At 72.6% G+C, this 15,993-nt stretch carries 17 protein-coding genes; 4 read left to right on the forward strand and 13 right to left on the reverse strand.

Annotated elements, in window-relative coordinates; genetic code table 11:
* Window positions 1-27: 27 nt before the first annotated feature.
* Entirely contained in the window at window positions 28-1,236 is a 1,209-nt protein-coding gene (locus ACLJQM_RS38210; protein WP_410635203.1) for an FAD-dependent monooxygenase, read from the reverse strand.
* 47 nt (window positions 1,237-1,283) lie between these two features.
* The gene (locus ACLJQM_RS38215) at window positions 1,284-1,823 is read right to left on the reverse strand and encodes a helix-turn-helix domain-containing protein (protein WP_247022699.1); all 540 of its coding nucleotides are present in this window, start codon (window positions 1,821-1,823) and stop codon (window positions 1,284-1,286) included.
* Between the two features lie 60 nt (window positions 1,824-1,883).
* On the opposite strand from ACLJQM_RS38215, the gene ACLJQM_RS38220 reads away from it, so the two are divergent.
* Window positions 1,884-3,176, forward strand: coding sequence for an alpha/beta hydrolase family protein (locus ACLJQM_RS38220; RefSeq protein WP_410635205.1), 1,293 nt, complete (start codon window positions 1,884-1,886; stop codon window positions 3,174-3,176).
* A 166-nt stretch (window positions 3,177-3,342) separates the two neighbouring features.
* On the opposite strand, the gene ACLJQM_RS38225 is transcribed toward ACLJQM_RS38220, so the two are convergent.
* The 4 genes from ACLJQM_RS38225 to ACLJQM_RS38240 are packed head-to-tail and all read right to left on the reverse strand — an operon-like array spanning window position 3,343 to window position 7,256.
* Window positions 3,343-3,690, reverse strand: coding sequence for a DUF4387 domain-containing protein (locus ACLJQM_RS38225; RefSeq protein ID WP_410635206.1), 348 nt, complete (start codon window positions 3,688-3,690; stop codon window positions 3,343-3,345).
* On the reverse strand, window positions 3,683-5,047 hold the full coding sequence (locus tag ACLJQM_RS38230; RefSeq protein ID WP_410635274.1) for an acyclic terpene utilization AtuA family protein: 1,365 nt from the start codon (window positions 5,045-5,047) through the stop codon (window positions 3,683-3,685). Before ACLJQM_RS38230 ends, ACLJQM_RS38225 begins: the two co-directional genes overlap by 8 nt.
* 5 nt (window positions 5,048-5,052) lie before the next feature.
* Window positions 5,053-5,991 (reverse strand): phosphoglycerate dehydrogenase, encoded by a 939-nt coding sequence (locus tag ACLJQM_RS38235; protein WP_410635208.1) that lies wholly within the window; start codon window positions 5,989-5,991, stop codon window positions 5,053-5,055.
* Window positions 5,988-7,256, reverse strand: a complete 1,269-nt coding sequence (locus ACLJQM_RS38240) for an MFS transporter (RefSeq protein WP_410635209.1) — start codon at window positions 7,254-7,256, stop codon at window positions 5,988-5,990. The genes ACLJQM_RS38235 and ACLJQM_RS38240 overlap by 4 nt, the downstream gene beginning before the upstream one ends.
* A gap of 101 nt (window positions 7,257-7,357) precedes the next feature.
* Between ACLJQM_RS38240 and ACLJQM_RS38245 the strand changes: the two genes are divergently transcribed.
* Window positions 7,358-8,059: a GntR family transcriptional regulator gene (locus ACLJQM_RS38245; RefSeq protein WP_410635211.1), complete on the forward strand. Its 702-nt coding sequence runs from the start codon at window positions 7,358-7,360 to the stop codon at window positions 8,057-8,059.
* Window positions 8,060-8,340: 281 nt separating this feature from the next.
* Here ACLJQM_RS38245 and ACLJQM_RS38250 read toward each other — a convergent pair whose 3' ends face one another.
* The gene (locus ACLJQM_RS38250) at window positions 8,341-9,450 is read right to left on the reverse strand and encodes a tartrate dehydrogenase (RefSeq protein WP_410635213.1); all 1,110 of its coding nucleotides are present in this window, start codon (window positions 9,448-9,450) and stop codon (window positions 8,341-8,343) included.
* A gap of 89 nt (window positions 9,451-9,539) precedes the next feature.
* On the opposite strand from ACLJQM_RS38250, the gene ACLJQM_RS38255 reads away from it, so the two are divergent.
* The gene (locus ACLJQM_RS38255; protein WP_410635214.1) at window positions 9,540-10,457 is read left to right on the forward strand and encodes a LysR family transcriptional regulator; all 918 of its coding nucleotides are present in this window, start codon (window positions 9,540-9,542) and stop codon (window positions 10,455-10,457) included.
* Here ACLJQM_RS38255 and ACLJQM_RS38260 read toward each other — a convergent pair.
* From ACLJQM_RS38260 to ACLJQM_RS38270, 3 genes are read right to left on the reverse strand one after another with little or no spacing between them, the layout of a single operon-like run.
* Complete coding sequence (locus ACLJQM_RS38260; protein WP_410635216.1) at window positions 10,429-12,648, reverse strand: heavy metal translocating P-type ATPase; 2,220 nt, start codon at window positions 12,646-12,648, stop codon at window positions 10,429-10,431. The two genes, ACLJQM_RS38255 and ACLJQM_RS38260, sit on opposite strands and share 29 nt — an antisense overlap.
* Window positions 12,649-12,659: 11 nt before the next feature.
* Complete coding sequence (locus ACLJQM_RS38265; RefSeq protein WP_410635217.1) at window positions 12,660-13,523, reverse strand: hypothetical protein; 864 nt, start codon at window positions 13,521-13,523, stop codon at window positions 12,660-12,662.
* A gap of 29 nt (window positions 13,524-13,552) precedes the next feature.
* Window positions 13,553-13,756 carry a heavy-metal-associated domain-containing protein gene (locus tag ACLJQM_RS38270; protein WP_410635218.1) on the reverse strand — a complete coding sequence of 68 codons (204 nt, stop codon included), beginning with the start codon at window positions 13,754-13,756 and terminating at the stop codon, window positions 13,553-13,555.
* Between the two features lie 101 nt (window positions 13,757-13,857).
* Here ACLJQM_RS38270 and ACLJQM_RS38275 point away from each other — a divergent pair, with 101 nt between their 5' ends.
* The gene (locus ACLJQM_RS38275) at window positions 13,858-15,102 is read left to right on the forward strand and encodes a PHB depolymerase family esterase (RefSeq protein WP_410635219.1); all 1,245 of its coding nucleotides are present in this window, start codon (window positions 13,858-13,860) and stop codon (window positions 15,100-15,102) included.
* Here the strand turns inward: ACLJQM_RS38275 and ACLJQM_RS38280 are convergent.
* The 3 genes from ACLJQM_RS38280 to ACLJQM_RS38290 are packed head-to-tail and all read right to left on the reverse strand — an operon-like array spanning window position 15,089 to window position 15,977.
* Complete coding sequence (locus ACLJQM_RS38280) at window positions 15,089-15,724, reverse strand: response regulator (RefSeq protein ID WP_247022687.1); 636 nt, start codon at window positions 15,722-15,724, stop codon at window positions 15,089-15,091. The genes ACLJQM_RS38275 and ACLJQM_RS38280 overlap by 14 nt on opposite strands.
* On the reverse strand, window positions 15,721-15,852 hold the full coding sequence (locus ACLJQM_RS38285; RefSeq protein ID WP_410635220.1) for a hypothetical protein: 132 nt from the start codon (window positions 15,850-15,852) through the stop codon (window positions 15,721-15,723). Before ACLJQM_RS38285 ends, ACLJQM_RS38280 begins: the two co-directional genes overlap by 4 nt.
* Window positions 15,849-15,977: a hypothetical protein gene (locus tag ACLJQM_RS38290; RefSeq protein WP_410635222.1), complete on the reverse strand. Its 129-nt coding sequence runs from the start codon at window positions 15,975-15,977 to the stop codon at window positions 15,849-15,851. The genes ACLJQM_RS38285 and ACLJQM_RS38290 overlap by 4 nt, the downstream gene beginning before the upstream one ends.
* Window positions 15,978-15,993 lie beyond the last annotated feature (16 nt).

Here is a 15,993-nt window from a genome sequence, read left to right on the forward strand (position 1 = left end):
TCCACATCGGACGACCGCGGCGGAGCCCTACCGCGACACCGAGGTGACCGACGGCCCGGAGTCCGGCACCCCCGCGTAATCGGGCAGCTCGACGCCGTTGACCGCGCGCTGGACCAGGTCGGTGAGCCACTCGGTGTCCGGCTCCGCGGCCGGCTCGGCGTCCGGGTCGGGGATGCCGCGCATCTTCGCGTGCAACCGGCCGATCTCCTGGTTGGCCTCGACGAACGGCCGCATCAGCTCCTCGTACCGGGCGAACCCGGCCGCCGGGTCCCAGCCGGCGGCGGCCAGCTCCCCGGCCAGCAGGTAGGCGCCGATCAGGGCCAGCCCGGTGCCCTGCCCGGACAGCGGCGACGAGCTGAACGCCGCGTCCCCGAGCAGCCCGACCCGCCCGCTCGACCAGCGGTCCATCACCACCTGGGCGACCTGGTCCAGGTAGAAGTCCGGGGTGTCGTCGACGTGCGCGAGGATGCGCGGGGTCAGCCAGGCGAAGTCCGCCATCCGCTCGCGCAGCAACCGCTTCTGGGCCTCGATGTCTCGGTAGTCGACGTCGAAGTCGGCCGCGGTGAAGGAGAACATGGCCATCGCGCGGGTGGCGTCCCCGATCGGCCGCAGGCAGGCCGACCGGCCGGGCTCCTGGTAGTCCAGCAGCCAGCGGTCCAGCCCGAATTCGTTGGGCACGCTGTAGAACGCCAGCACGTGCCCGAGGTGGCGGACGAACCGCTCGCGCGGCCCGAAGACCATTCCCCGCACCGACGAGTGCAGCCCGTCGGCCCCGATCACCAGGTCAAAGCGCCGCGAGTCACCGCTCGCGAACGTCACGTCGACGCCGCTGCCGTCCTGGGTGAGCTCGGCGATCCGGTCACCGAAGACGTACTCGACGCCGTCGCGCGTGTCGTCGTAGAGGACCTGGGACAGGTCACCGCGCAGGATCTCGATCTCGGTGATGTAGCCGTCGCCGCCGTCGTCCTCCGCGCTGAAGGTCTCCAGCACGTTCCCGTCCGCGTCCACGGTGTGCGCGCCGGCGGTCTGCGTGCGGGCCGCGCGCACCGCCTCGTCCAGCCCCATCAGCCGGATTACTTCCTTGGTCACGCCGCGCGCGTCGACCGCCTGCCCGCCGGGACGCAGCCCGGGCGCCCGCTCCACCACGGTCACCTCGGCCCCGCGGCGGCGCAGCCAGTGGGCCAGCGCGGGCCCCGCGATGCTGGCGCCGGACACCAAAACCCTGATACCGCTCATCGTTCCCCCTGCCGTTCGGATCAGTGCCGGGATAGTACAGCGGCACGTCAGTCGGCAGCGGGCTCCTCGCTGGGGAAGAGGATGGGGCTGAGCAGGTACCGGGTGCGGCCGGGGGCGGGCGGGTGGGCCAGCCGGGGCAGGATGGCGGCGCGCAGTTCGTCGTTCATCGCGATCAGTTCGTCGCGGCTGAGCCAGACCGCGTGCTGCCGGTAACCGACCGGATCCGTGGCGGGGTCGGTGTTCTCGCGGTCGAGGTAGGCGTTGAACTCGGCGACGAGGGCGGCGACCGCGACGGCGAACCCGCGCCGGTGGTCCTCGGTGGACAGTGCCGCGGCCGTCTCGGGATCGATCGACGCGCGTTCCGGGCGCAGCTCGTAGTGGCGCTCGACCGCGCCGCGCACGCGCCGTTCGTCGGCCACGCGCAGGATCCCGCCCGTGGCGAGCAGCTCGACGTGCCGGTAGACCATGGCCTTCGAGACGTCCGGCAGCACCGCGCAGAGCTGGGCGGTGGTGTGCGTCCGGCCGCCGCGCATGGCGTGCACGATCCGCAGCCGGACCGGGTGCGCCAGCAGTTCCAAGGTGTCCACTACCGAACGATCTCACACGGTGCTACCGTTCGCAAAAAGCGAGAATGGTGGGGGGAGAACGTGGACGAGGGACCGGCGGCGGTCGCCGCGGCAGTGGTCGGGCTGACCACCGAACGGCGGTTCGCCGACGTCGAGGCGTTGTTCGCGCCGAGGCTGCGGGCGGTGGCCTCGGCCGAGACGCTGCGCGTCGGCTGGGAGGGCGAAATCGCCAAGATCGGGCCGGTCTCGGCGGTCGGGGGCGCGGTGAGCGAGCCGAGCGAAGCGGGGCTGGTCCGGGTACGCGTCCCGGTGACCTGCGAGCGCGGCGGGCTCACGGTGGTCATGTCGGTCGACGACGCCGGCCTGCTGCACGGCCTGCGGCTGGCGCCGCCCGCCGGCGCCGCCTGGGAGCCACCGGACTACGCCACCCCGAAACGGTTCACCGAGCGGGAAGTCACCGTCGGTTCCGGCCCGCCGGCGGTGCCCGGCACGCTGACCGTCCCGGCCGGGCGCGGCCCGTGGCCGGGGCTGGTGCTGCTCAGCTCGGGACCGTTCGACCGCGACCTGACGACCGGTCCGAACAAGCCGTTCAAGGACCTGGCGTGGGGGCTGGCGAGCCGGGGCGTCGCGGTGGCCCGGTTCGACAAGGTGACCGGCACGCACCCCCACGTCGGCGCCGAACCCGGGTTCACGATGGCCGAGGAGTACGTGCCGCACGCGCTCGCCGCCGTCCGCCTGCTGCGGGAGCAGCGGACGGTGGCCGCCGAGCGGGTTTTCGTCCTCGGCCACAGCGGCGGCGGCAAGGCGGCCCCGCGGGTCGCGGCCGCCGACGCGTCGATCGCCGGCCTGATAAGCCTCGCCGGGGACACGCTGCCGCTGCCCCGGGCCGCGGTCCGGGTCGTCCGCTACCTGGCCGAGCTGGACCCCGGCCCGGCCATGACGGCGGCCGTCGAGGCGGTCATCCGGCAGGCCGCGCTCGTCGAAAGCCCCGGTTTGACGCTTTCGACCCCGGCGGCGGACCTGCTCTTCGGCTGGCCGGCGTCGTACTGGCTGGACCTCCGCACCTACGACCCGGTGGCGACCGCGGCCGAACTCGCCAAGCCGATGCTCATCCTGCAGGGCGGCCGCGACTACCAGGTGACGGCGGCCGGCGACCTGGCCCGCTGGCGGGCGGGCCTGGCACACCGGCCGGACGTCACGATCCGCGTCCACGACGCCGACGACCACCTGTTCTTCCGCGGCGAGGGGCCGTCGACGCCCGCGGGGTACGAGGTACCGCAGCACGTCGACCCGGCGGTGGTCGCCGACATCGCCGGGTGGCTGTCCGCCCAGGCGCGGCCGGGCTCCCGGCGCTGGTTCGGGCGCAACCGCTGAGCGGGTACCCCGTTCAGCCGCGGTCCCCGGGCGGCGACCGCGTCCCGGCGCGCCCGGCCCTCCACAGATCCTCGACCCGAGAGCACGAACCACCGCGGAAAGCCGGTGGATCAAGCGCTTTCTGCGGCGCCGGGGCCGCGGCCGACCGGGCTCGAGGCGTTCGACCTCATCGAACTGAAGCGCGGTGGGGATCCGACGCGTGACGCACGACCATTCCCGCCAGTGGTACGTGGTGCTGGCCCGCGTGCATGTCCCGGTCCCGCAGCGAACCCTGGCTCACCGGCCGGGGGAACGAAATCTTCACGACGTTCAACGACGGAATGCGGAAGATCTGCACCGTTGCCTCGTCGACGTGGTAGAGCGAAGCCACCACCCGCTCGTTCAGGAATTCCTCGTCCGCCGCCACGCGATAGCCGTCGGCGTCGCGCATGAACAACTCCATCGTCACCCAGAACGGGCCCGCGTTCTTGGAGCGGACCTCGTGGGCCAGGTCCGCCAGAGTGGTTTCAGGCATGGGTCTTCCCCTCGAACTCGATCCGGAACAGGTCCGATGGCGCGCAGTCGACGACGTGGTTGAGCACGAATTCGTACGCCGCCCCGCGTTCGACCTCCGCCGGGGACGAGGGGAACGCGAAGCTCGGCAGGTAGTCCATCGACGGCGTCGGCAGGTGCAGCATCAGCGGGTTGGCCACCTTCGCCACCGCGGTCGCCGTGGCCTGGTCCGGCGCGTTGACCAGCAGCATCACCCCCACCTCGCGGGGCGGACCGGCCTCCGGCTCCAACGAGCCCAGCACCGCGTTGTGGCCGTACAGCCGCAGGTCGAACGCGTATTCGTCGGCGGCGAGGCCCAGCGTCTGACCCACCCGCTGCGTGATCAGCGCACGCATCAGGGCGGCCCACTCGTCGATGTCGGCCAGCACCAGGGGATCGCGGATCGCCGAAAACAATATCGTCTCGTACCCGGTGATCCGCGCGCCCTCCAGCTTGATCGTGTGCTGGTCCGCGACGTGGAACCGCGACCCGGTGACGCGGACGGTCCGGTCGTCGACGGCGGTGTACACCGCCTCGCGGACGTCGAGCGTGCCGTCGGGTTCGCGCATCTCGAACGGGTTCGCCGTCTCGTACAGCATGTGCGCCGCCACCAGGATCGGCGTGCACGCCGCGCCCGGGTCGAGCGGCTCGATCGTGAAGCCGCCGGCGTCGATGGTCGCCAGGACGCCGCCCGCGCGCGGGTTGTCCGTGCACTGGCCGCCGCACTCGACGATCTTGGCCGCGTGCCACGTCGGGCCGGCCGGCATGCCCTTCATGAGCGGGAACGCCGCCGCCACCGCCGTGTCGCTCGCCCGGCCCGCCAAGACGACCTGCGCGCCCGCGCGCAGCGCCTCGGCGATCGGCTCGTGCCCCATCGCGCCGACGATGTGCGTGCAGCTTTCCAGGGTCTCGGCGGCCAGTTCCCCCAACGGGGGCAACGGGTGCACGCGGCCCGCGTCCAGGTGCTCCTTCAGCTCGGCCGCGTCCTGCTCGCTGTAGATCTTCGCGACCTTCAGGTCCAGGTCCTCCTCCGCGAGCACCTCGGCGGCGATCCCGGCGACCCAGTCGACGCCGGCGTCGGTCCCGCTCGTCCCGCACGACCCGACGATCACCGGGATCCCGGCGCCCGCGGCGGCCGTGAACAGGCTGCGCAGGTCGCGCGCCACGGCCTTGGCGGTCGTCTTGGCCGTCGCGGCACCCAGGTAGTACGGGCCGGAGTCCGTCGACCCGCCGTCGATGCTGATGACGTCGGCCCCCAGGGCGATGCCGCGTTCGACCGTGGCGTGGTCCCAGCCCGCACCGAGCATCCCGCTCGGCGCCAGTACGCGCACCTTGTGCATGTCCCTCATCCCTCTCCGTTCACCACGTACCGGGCCCGGCCGTCCAGGGCCGCGACCAGTTCTTCGGCACCGCGCAAACCGGCGGCCCGGCGTGCTTCGGCGGTCTGCCCGGCCAGGTGCGAACAGACGACGATCCCGGCCACCCCGCGCAACGGGCTGTCGAGCGGCAACGGCTCTTCGCACACGACGTCGAGCACCGCGCCGGCGATCTCGCCGGACACCACGGCCGAAACCAGCGCCGCCTCGTCGACGATCGCGCCGCGGGCGGTGTTGACGAGCACAGCCGTCGGCTTCATCAGCTTGAACGCCGAGGCGTCCAGCAGTCCCCGCGTCCGGTCGGTCAGCGACGTGTGCACCGAGACGTAGTCCGAAGTGGACAGCAGCTCGGGCAGCCCGGTGAACCGGACGTCCGGGCCGCGCAGGCCGGACGTGCAGACGACGGTCATCCCGAACGCGCGCGCCAGCGGCACGACCGCCCGTGCGGAAGCGCCGTACCCGATGAGCCCGAGCGTCGACCCGCGCAGTTCGCGCCCGTCCTCGCGCGGCCACTTCCCCGCCGCCACCCCGGACGCCGACTGCACGAGCCGCCGCGCACCGGCGAGCAGCAGCCCCATGGTGTATTCGGCGACGGCGTTCGCGTTGACGCCGGGCAGGGTGCTGACGCTGATCCCCCGGCGGGCGGCGGCTTCGACGTCGATGGAGTCGTAGCCGACGCCGGTCCGGACGATGACGCGCAGCTTCGGCGCGCGGGCCAGCACGCCGGCTGAGAGCGGCTCGTTGGCGACCAGCGCCGCGTCGATCCCGTCGAGCGCCTCGACCAGCTGCTCGGGATCGCGCTTGCCGTTCATCGGAGCGTGCACGGTTTCCAGCCCGGCGCCGCGCAGGTATTCGTCGACCTCGTCGCCGGGGCGCAGGTAGTCGGTGGTGACCAGGACCCGGTTCACAGGACGCGCCCGTCGGTGCGGCGCCGCTGCAGCACGGCGACGCGGGCGATAAGGAGCACCGCGATCGCCGTGACGAGCGCGATGTCGAGCAGCAGGAACGGCCAGCCGGTCACGTCGACCATGCCGCCGACCAGCGCCGGCCCGAGGAACCCGCCGCTCGACCAGCCGACGGTGTAGAGCCCGGTGTAGGTCCCGAGCACGCGGGCCGAGGGCGCGAGGTTCCACAGGACGACCGCCGCGTTGACCATGAACGCCGCCGCGCCCGCGGCCGCCACGCACATCGCGACGATCGTGCCGGTGGGTGTCCGCACGACGGTGCCGAGCACCATGGCCGCGGCGAACACGACCATCCCGATCAGGATCACCCGCAGCCGCCCGAAGCGTTCGGCGAACAGCGCCACCGGGTAGGCGGCCGCGAGGAACGCCAGGCCGCTGGGCAGGGTGAGGCCGCCGGCGTCACCGCGGGACACGCCGAGCGTCTCGATGCCGTAGTTGGTGACGAGGGAGCGCGACGCGAACCACGCGCCGCCGAACGCGAAGACGGCCAGGATGACCAGCAGCCGGCTGCGGTCGGTGTCCCGCAGGATGTCGAGCAGGACGTCCCGCATCCGCACCCGCGGGGAGTTTTCCGCGTGGCCGGCGCGGTCTTCTTCGAGCGCGGCCCGGTAGGCCGGGGAGTCGCTGTCGCGCACCCGCCAGGCGAGCACGCCGATCGACACCAGCATCAGGACCGCCGGGATCGCGAAGGACAGCTTCGGGAAGTCGTCGATGAGGAAGAGGCTGATCAGCGCGGCGACGATCACGGTGATGCTGGAGGCGATCTTGACCGCCGCGTTGGCCCGGCCGCGGCGTTCGGGGGCGATGAAGTCCGGGAGCAGCGACTCGGCGATCGGCTTGAACGAGTTCGCGACGAGGGCGTAGCCGAACATCACCAGGACGAGCAGCGGCAGCGAGACCGCGGCGTGCGGGATGAGCACGAACAGCACGGCCGCGACCGGCATGCCGGCGACGAGGTACGGGATGCGGCGGCCCCACGCCGTCCGGGTGCCGTCCGAGCGGTTGCCCATCCACGGCTGGATGAAGATGCCGAGCAGGTTGTCCATGCCCATCAGGGCGCCGATCAGCGCGGCGCTGCCGACGTGCTCGCGCAGCAGGGGCGGGACCTGGGAGTCGTAGAGGTTCCACGTCGACTCCTGCGCGAAGACCGCCAGAGCCACGAAGAACGTGATGCGTCCCGGCCGGACGCGCGGGGTGGTCAACGTCATCGTCGGCACCTTCCCTTGGGCATGGCCGCCACCGTACTTTTGCTATAGCAAGATGGTCAATAGTTGCAAACAAGTTTTGCCATGGTCAGTAGGCTGGGCGCATGATGGGTGAGGCACTGCAGACCGACACGCTCGCCGACCGCGTGTACCGGGCGCTGCGCGACGCGATCACCACCGGCGAGCTGCGCCCGGGCCAGAAGGTCACCGAGCGCGGCTTCGCCGAGCGGCTGTCGGTCAGCCCGACGCCGGTGCGCGAGGCCATCCGGCGCCTCGAGCAGGACGGCCTGATCGAACGCGCCGGCCCGCGCACGGTGAAGGTGGCGGTGTTCGGCGGCGTCGCCGTCCAGGACCTCGCCGAGGTCGAGGTCGGCCTGCGCGGCATGGTGGCCCGCTTCGCCGCCCGCCACGCGACGCCGGAGCAGCTGGACGGCCTCGACGCGGTCCTCGACGAGGCCGACGACCTGCTCATCCTCATCAAGCAGCGCCACGAATCCGGCCAGGACGTCGAGAAGCACGTGGGCCGGCTCTTCGACGCCCTGCAGCGCTTCAACGGCCTGGTCGAGTCGTGCGCGGGCAACCCGGTGCTCGTCCGCCTCCTCGACCAGACCCGGGTGTTCTCCTACCCGGAGCGGCGCTCGCGGGTGCTCGAGCGCGTCAGCGTGGACGAGACGTTCGGTCTCGACCGCTACGAGACCCACCGCGCACTGGTCCGCGCGCTGCGGGCGGGCGATTCGGTTCAGGCGGAGGCGCTGGTACTGGAAGACGCCAGGGGCGGCCTCGGGGACCTGCTCGCGAGCTCATGACGCGGTGACGAGCCGCTCCGCGATCGCTCACTCCGGACCTCGGTCGTTCACTCGCCACCCAGGTCGGGAGTGAGCACCTCCAGCTCCCACGCCGGTCCGCGCACTGCGGACCGGCAATTCAGGGGAGGCACCGGTATCGGAAGACGCCCGCGCCGACCCGAGACCGATCCGCTCGGCGATGGCCGCACCCAGGCCCGCGATCGTTCCCGAACCACCCAGGTCCGGACTGAGCACCTCAGGCCGCTCCTCCAGCACTGGTCCGCGCACTACGCGCCGGTGGTTCAGCCGGAGGCACCGGTATCGGAGGACGCCCGCCGCGACCCGGGACCGATCCGCTCCGCGATCGCCGCACCCAAACCCTCCGTCGTTCCCGAACCACCCAGGTCGGGAGTGAGCACCTCCGGCCGCTCCTCCAGCACCCCTTCGATCGCCGCGACGACGTGTGCGGCGGCCTGCGGCTCGCCGAGGTGGTCCAGCATCATCGCGCCGCTCCAGATCTGGGCCACCGGGTTCGCTGTGCCCTGCCCCGCGATGTCCGGGGCCGAGCCGTGGACCGGCTCGAACAGGCTCGGCCGTGTGCGGTCGGGGTTGATGTTGGCGCTCGGGGCGATCCCGATCGTGCCGGTGCACGCCGGGCCGAGGTCGGACAGGATGTCGCCGAAGAGGTTGCTCGCCACGACCACGTCGTAGGCCCGCGGGTTCAGCACGAACTTGGCCGCGAGGATGTCGATGTGGTCCTTGTCCGCGGTGACCTCCGGGTACCGCGCGGCCATCGCCGCCGCGCGCTCGTCCCAGTACGGCATCGAGATCGAGATCCCGTTGCTCTTGGTCGCCCACGTCAGGTGCTTGCGCGGCCGGGCGGCGGCGAGGTCGAAGGCGTAGCGCAGCACGCGGTCCACGCCCGTCCGGGTCATCACCGTCTCCTGCAGCACCGTCTCGCGGTCGGTGCCCTCGAAGATCCGGCCGCCGATGCTGGAGTACTCCCCCTCGGTGTTCTCCCGGACGACGAGGAAGTCGATGTCCCCCGGCCCGTGGCCGCGCAGCGGGCCCCGCACCCCGCGCAGCAGCCGGACCGGCCGCAGGTTGACGTACTGGTCGAACCCGCGCCGGAACTTCAGCAGGCTGCCCCACAGCGACACGTGGTCGGGCACGACCGACGGCCACCCGACCGCGCCGAAGAAGATCGCGTCGAAGCCGGAAAGGATCTCCTGCCAGTCCGGCGGCAGCATTTCGCCGTGCTCCAGCCAATAGTCCGCGGAGGCGAAATCGAACTCGGTCGTCTCGAGCCCGAAGCCGTGGACGTCGGCCGCGGCACGCAGGCAGCGCAAACCTTCCGGGACGACCTCCCGCCCGATGCCGTCGCCGGGGATGACCGCGATGCGGTGGTGCACGAGCCGCTCCTCGAAGTAGGGGTCCCGCCACTGTGGACGGCCGCCCGGCACCCCGGCAAGATCGCTCGCGGCAACCTATCCTTTCCCCCATGGAAAGGCTCGACGACCTCGGTTTCTTCCACGTGGTCGCCGTCAGCGAGACGCTCACCGCCGCCGCGCGCGAGCTGGACGTCTCGCTGCCGGTGGTCAGCAAGCGCCTGAAGGCGCTGGAAGAACGGCTCGACGTCCGGCTGGTGCACCGCGGCGCCCGGCGGCTCGCGCTGACCGCCGAGGGCGAGCTGTACGCGGCCCGCGTCGAGGCGATCCTCGACCAGGTGCGCGAGCTCGACGACCTGGTCGGCCACCGCGCCGGCGACCTGCGCGGCCCGATCGTCGTCCAGGCGACCCTCGGGCTGGGCCGCGCGCACGTCGCGCCGCTCATCGGCGAGTTCACCGCGCGGCACCCGCGGGTGCGCGTCCGGCTCCACACCTCGGCGCTGCCGCTGCGGCCGCACCGGCGCGAGTTCGACCTCGCCGTGCACGTCGGGACGCCGCCGGACTCGACGCTGCGGATGCGCCGGCTGGCGCGCAACCGCCGGGTGCCGTGCGCCGCACCGTCCTATGTGGACCATCGCGGGACCCCCGAACGGATCGAGGACCTCGCCTCGCACGACTGCATCGTGCTGCGCGAGAACGAGGGCGACTTCGCCGTGTGGCGCTTCGGCGGTGCCGCCCAGCCCCGGCAGGTGCGGGTGCGCGGGAGCCTGGCGAGCAACGACGGCGACATCGTCACGGACTGGGCGCTTCAAGGCCGCGGGATCGTGATGCGCTCGGAATGGCAGGTCCGGCCCCACCTGGACAGCGGCGCCCTGGTGCGGGTGCTGCCCGGCGTACCCACACCGCCCGCGGACATCTACGCCCTGCTGGCCGACGACGCCCACGTCCCGCGCCGGACGGCCGAGCTGGTCACCCACCTGGCCGCCCGGCTGCCGGACGCGATCACGGCTTCGCGGCGCCCAAGCCGGTGAAACCGCGTAGCCGCAGGCTGTTGCCGACCACGAACACCGAGCTGAACGCCATCGCCGCGCCCGCGATCATCGGGTTCAGCAGCCCCGCCGCGGCCAGCGGCAGCGCCGCCAGGTTGTAGGCGAACGCCCAGAACAGGTTGCCCTTGATCGTCCGCAGCGTCCGGCGGGACAGCCGGATCGCGTCGGCGACCGCGCGCAGGTCGCCGCGGACCAGGGTGATGTCGCTCGCCTCGATCGCGACGTCCGTGCCCGTTCCCATGGCGAGCCCGAGATCGGCCTGCGCCAGCGCCGGCGCGTCGTTCACGCCGTCGCCGACCATGGCCACGACCTTGCCCTCGTCCTGCAGCCGCTTGACGACGTCCAGCTTGTCCGCCGGCAGCACCTCGGCGATCACCTCGTCGATCCCGACCTCCGCGGCCACCGTGCGCGCGACCGCGGCGTTGTCCCCGGTCAGCAATACGGGGGTCAGCCCGAGCGCCCGCAGCCGGGCGATCGCTTCGGCCGATGTCGGCTTGACAGAGTCGGCGACCACCAGGACGCCGCGGGCCGCGCCGTCCCAGGCCACCGCGACCGCGGTGTGCCCGCGCGCCTCGGCCGCCGCCTTCGCCGCCGTGAGGTCCGCCGGCAACGGCCGGCTCCAGTCTTCGAGCAGCGCCGGGCGGCCGACGAGGACCGCGTGCCCGTCGACGATCCCCTGCACGCCAAGGCCTTCCACGTTCGTGAAGTCCTCGACGGCGGGCAGCTCGCCGCGCTCACGGGCACCGCGGGCGATGGCCGCCGCGATCGGGTGCTCCGACGCGTCCTCCAGCGCACCGGCCAGCCGCAGCAGCTCGCCCTCGTCGACGCCCCCGGCCGCGTGCACGCCGGTGAGCGTCATGCGGCCCGCGGTCACCGTGCCGGTCTTGTCCAGCACGACCGTGTCGACGCGGCGGGTCGACTCCAGCACCTCCGGGCCCTTGATCAGCACACCGAGCTGGGCGCCGCGGCCGGTGCCGACGAGCAGCGCCGTCGGCGTGGCCAGGCCGAGCGCGCACGGGCAGGCGATGATCAGCACCGCGACCGCCGCGGTGAACGCCGCCGCGGTCCCGGCGCCGCTGCCGAGCCAGAAGCCGAGCGTGGCCACGGCCAGCCCGATCACGATCGGGACGAACACCCCGGAGATCCGGTCGGCCAGCCGCTGGACGCCGGCCTTGCCGCTCTGGGCGTCCTCGACCAGCTTGGCCATCCGCGCGAGCTGCGTGTCCGCGCCGACGCGGGTGGCCAGCACGACCAGCCGGCCGCCGGCGTTCACCGTCGCGCCGGTGACGGCGTCACCCTCGCCGACCTCGACGGGCACCGATTCGCCGGTGAGCATCGAGGCGTCGACGGCGGACTTGCCGGTCTCGACGACGCCGTCGGTCGCGATCTTCTCGCCCGGCCGCACGACGAACCGGTCCCCCGCCGCCAGCTCGGCCGTCGGGATCCGGACTTCGGCGCCGCCCCGCAGCACCGCGACCTCCTTCGCGCCGAGTTCCAGCAGCGCCCGGAGCGCGGCGCCCGCGCGGCGCTTGGACCGCGCCTCGAAGTACCGGCCGGCCAGGATGAACGTGGTGACGCCCGCGGCGACCTCGAGGTAGATCGCGCCGGCGCCGTCGGACGGTGCGATCGTCAGCTCGAACGGGTGGGTCATCCCCGGTGTCCCGGCCGTGCCGAACAGCAAGGCCCACAGCGACCAGGCGAACGCGGCCAGCACGCCCATCGACACCAGCGTGTCCATGGTCGCGGCGCCGTGGCGCAGGTTCGTCCACGCCGCCCGGTGGAACGGCCACGCGCCCCAGGTGACGACCGGCGCGGCCAGCGTCAGCGAAATCCACTGCCAGTACGTGAACTGCAGCGCAGGCACCATGGCCAGGAGGATCACCGGCACCGCGAGCACGGCACTGGTGATCAGCCGCTGCCGCAGCGGATCGTTCGCGTCTCCTGCCGGCTGCTCGGCCGGCTCCGGTCGCGGCAGGGTCGCGCGGTAGCCGGCGGCTTCGACCGTGGCCACGAGGGTGGCCGGATCGACGCCCCCGGGCGCCCGCACGCGGGCCTTCTCCGTCGCGTAGTTGACCGAGGCGGTTACGCCGTCGAGCTTGTTGAGCTTGCGCTCGACGCGGTTGGCGCAGGACGCGCAGGTCATGCCGCCGATCGCGAGTTCGATCTCGGTCATGGTCGCCTCCGTCAGTGGCCGGTCGTGAGGGTGAATTCGGCGGTCCGCACGACACCGCCGTGGCGGAAGTCGAGGAACAGCCGGTAGGTCCCCGCGCTGGGTACCTCGGCGGCGAACTTCACCTCGGGCCCGGCACCGGGGTTGCCCTCGGGGTGGACGTGCAGGTAGGCGAGATCGCCTTCGCGCAACGCGACCAGGTGCCCGTAAGCACCGAGGTACGGCTGCAGATCGGTGACCGGGACGCCGTCGCGGCCGACGGTCAGCGTCAGGGGCGACGTCTTCCCCGCGACCAGGTCCCCGGTGAGCTCCACGCGGTAGCCGTCGACGTTCGCGACGCGGCTGGGCGCGAAGGGCACCGGCTGGTAGTCCCCCGCGACCGAAAAGTCGGCGCCGAGGGTCATCGGCTTGCCGCCGGTGGGCGCGAAGTCGGCGAACGCGCGGTAGGAACCCGCGGCGGGCAACGTCAACGGGACGCTCCACGTGCCGTCCGGGGCCAGTTCGGGGTGGACGTGCCGGTAGCCCGAAGTGTCGCGGCGGACCACGATCAAGTGCAGCTTCTTCTCGTGCTCGACGTCGAACGCGGTGACGGGCCGACCGTCCGGGCCGGTGATCGTGAACGAGAACCGGCCGGGTTCGGGCGTCGGGCCGGCAAGGGTGAAGGTGTAGCCGTCCTGGCTCGCGGCGAGCCCGCCCGGCAGCTCACCCGCCGCGGCCAGCTCGGCGTGACCGGCGCTTTCCCCGGCCATGCCCGCGTGTCCGATGCCTTCCCCCGGCGCGGCGGCGACCGGCCCGGCCGCGGTCCCGACGGCGAACCCCCCGGCGGCGAGCAGCGCGAGCGCTCCCCCGAACGCGGCGAGCCGTGCTGCGGTGTTCATGGCAACTCCCCTCGATCCGTTCGCCCGGCTCAGCCGGCGAAGGTGTAGCCGGCTTCCTCGACAGCGGCGCGGATCCGCTCGGCTTCGGGCGTCCGCTCGCTGGTGACGGTGACGGTTCCGGTGGGCAGGTCGACGGCGACGGTGCTGACGCCCTCGACCGCGCCGACCTCCTCGCTGACGGAAGCCACGCAGTGCGCACAGGTCATGCCGGTCACGGTGTAGGTGCTCTCCATGAACCCGAAGGTACCCCTACGGGGTATGGGTTTCAAGTGGTGGCGATCACCCCGGATCTGCGTGACGATGGAAGCGCTTGCATCGGACAAAGGAGTTCCGCATGGTCAAAGCGTTCAGCCGGCGCACCGTTCTGCTCACCGGCACCGGGATCACCGCCGGGCTCGCGCTCCCCGGCGTCGCCCGAGCCTCTTCGACCGGCCGCGTCGGGTTCACCCTCGACGCCGAAACCCTCGACGGCGGCGAGCAGGTCACCTCGCTCACCCTCGGCACCGCCCGGCTCGGCCCGCTCGATCCGGCGAGCCTCACCACCACGACGTTCGGCGTGCACGTCAAGGCCACCAGCCCCATCGACACCGGCGGCCAGGACATCGGCTACGACCTCGACCGGCCCGTCACGGCCGCGCGGCTCGACCACCGGGGGAACATCGTGCTCGAACTGAGCCACGGCGAAGGCCAGACGGGCGGTGGCACCCTCGGCTACATCAACGGCAAGGGCCGCAACGTCCGGCTCGACCTGGTCTACACCATCACGCAGAACGCCTCCGTCCGGCGGCACGGCCGTCCGGTCACCTTCGGCGGCTTCACCCAGGGCCGGCTGGTCAATCCCGAAGTCGACGCCTTCACCCACCACGTCTCGGGTTCGGGGATGAAGTACCGGCTGTATTCGCCCTCGGAGCGGCACGGCCGGAGACCGCTGGTCGTCTGGCTCCACGGCGGCGGGGAAGGCGCTTCCCTGCCCGACGGCTACTACGACAACGAGACCACGCTGCGCGCCAACCGCGGTGCCCTCGGCTTCGCGACCCGGGAAGCGCAGGCGATCTTTGAAAGCGCTTACGTCGTGGCACCGCAATGCACCGCGGCCTGGATGGACGACGGCCCCCGCTTCGCCCCGCTCATCCGCGAGATCGTCCGGGACGTCGTCCGCGCGCACCCCGTCGACCCCGCCCGCGTGCACGTCGCCGGCTGCAGCAACGGCGGCTACATGAGCCTGAAGATGACCACGGTCTACCCCGGCACGTTCGCTTCGTCGGTGCCGGTCTGCGGCGTCGTCGCCGGGCGAAAAGCGGGCGACCCACCGCTGATCCCCGACCCCGAGCTGACCGCGATCACCACGCCCACCTGGCTGATCGCCTCCCGCGACGACGACACGGTGGACCCGTCGGCCAACTCCGTCCACGCGCACGACCTCATCCCGCGTGCCGAACTGACGCTGTACGACCACGTGATCCGGAACGGGCACCAGTTCCCGGGGCACTGGTCGTGGATCTACGCGGCCCGCAACGACCCGAGCACGCGCGGAACCCACCTGTGGCAGTGGATGGCGCGCAAGGTCAACGGCGGATGAGGCCGAGGTCCGTCGCGGCCGCGACGGCGGCGGTGCGCGAGTCGACGCCGAGTTTGGTGTAGCAGCGGGCCAAGTGCGATTTCACCGTGCCTTCGGTGAGGTGGAGGCGCTCGGCGACGGCCCGGTTGGACAGGCCGTCGGCGACCAGGGCGAGCACCTCGATCTCCCGCCGGGTCACCGCGGCACCGGGCCGGCGCATCCGGTCCACCAGCCGGTCGGCGACGGTGGGCGCCAGGGTGGTGCGCCCGGCCGCCGCGGTGCGCACCGCGGCGGCCAGGTCCTCGGGCAGCGCGTCCTTGAGCAGGTACCCGGTGGCACCGGCCTGGATGGCGGGCAGCGTGTCGGCGTCGGTGTCGTAGGTGGTGACGATCAGGACGCGGGGCGCCCCGGCCCGCGCGGTGATCGCCGCGGTGGCTTCGGCTCCGGTCATCCCGGCACCGAACTGCAGATCCATCAGCACGACATCGACGTCCCCACCGGCGGCCCGCGCCACCGCGGCTTCGGCGGTGGCGGCCTCGGCGACCACGACGAGACCGGGCTCGGTCTCGAGCACGGCCCGCAACCCGGCCCGGACGACGGGGTGATCGTCGGCCAGCAACAGGCGGATCGGGGTCTCGGTCATGGGCGGGCCTCCGGCTGGATCTCGGCGGCCCGGGCAACGGCGGCCTCGAGACCGGGCTGGGCCGCCCGCCCCGCCCGTACCACCAGGAGGTCGCCGGCCAGCAACACCCGAATCGGCATCTCGGTCATCGGCGGCCCTCCCGCTCCATCTCAGCGAACCGAACCACCGCGGCCTCGAAACCGGGCTCGGCCACCCACCCCACCCGCACCAGGAGGTCGCCGGCCAGCAACACCCGAATCGGCATCTCCGTCATCGGCAGGCCTCCCGCT

Source organism: Amycolatopsis sp. cmx-4-83, assembly GCF_046548815.1.
GTDB classification, from domain to species: domain Bacteria; phylum Actinomycetota; class Actinomycetes; order Mycobacteriales; family Pseudonocardiaceae; genus Amycolatopsis; species Amycolatopsis pretoriensis_A.

Coding starts and splice junctions, on each gene's coding strand:
- ACLJQM_RS38210 (WP_410635203.1), bottom strand. CDS start 1,236: ATGAGCGGTATCAGGGTTTTGGTGTCCGGCGCCAGCATCGCGGGGCCC.
- ACLJQM_RS38225 (WP_410635206.1), bottom strand. CDS start 3,690: ATGCCTGAAACCACTCTGGCGGACCTGGCCCACGAGGTCCGCTCCAAG.
- ACLJQM_RS38230 (WP_410635274.1), bottom strand. CDS start 5,047: ATGCACAAGGTGCGCGTACTGGCGCCGAGCGGGATGCTCGGTGCGGGC.
- ACLJQM_RS38240 (WP_410635209.1), bottom strand. CDS start 7,256: ATGACGTTGACCACCCCGCGCGTCCGGCCGGGACGCATCACGTTCTTC.
- ACLJQM_RS38245 (WP_410635211.1), top strand. CDS start 7,358: ATGATGGGTGAGGCACTGCAGACCGACACGCTCGCCGACCGCGTGTAC.
- ACLJQM_RS38255 (WP_410635214.1), top strand. CDS start 9,540: ATGGAAAGGCTCGACGACCTCGGTTTCTTCCACGTGGTCGCCGTCAGC.
- ACLJQM_RS38260 (WP_410635216.1), bottom strand. CDS start 12,648: ATGACCGAGATCGAACTCGCGATCGGCGGCATGACCTGCGCGTCCTGC.
- ACLJQM_RS38265 (WP_410635217.1), bottom strand. CDS start 13,523: ATGAACACCGCAGCACGGCTCGCCGCGTTCGGGGGAGCGCTCGCGCTG.
- ACLJQM_RS38270 (WP_410635218.1), bottom strand. CDS start 13,756: ATGGAGAGCACCTACACCGTGACCGGCATGACCTGTGCGCACTGCGTG.
- ACLJQM_RS38275 (WP_410635219.1), top strand. CDS start 13,858: ATGGTCAAAGCGTTCAGCCGGCGCACCGTTCTGCTCACCGGCACCGGG.
- ACLJQM_RS38280 (WP_247022687.1), bottom strand. CDS start 15,724: ATGACCGAGACCCCGATCCGCCTGTTGCTGGCCGACGATCACCCCGTC.
- ACLJQM_RS38285 (WP_410635220.1), bottom strand. CDS start 15,852: ATGACCGAGATGCCGATTCGGGTGTTGCTGGCCGGCGACCTCCTGGTG.
- ACLJQM_RS38290 (WP_410635222.1), bottom strand. CDS start 15,977: ATGACGGAGATGCCGATTCGGGTGTTGCTGGCCGGCGACCTCCTGGTG.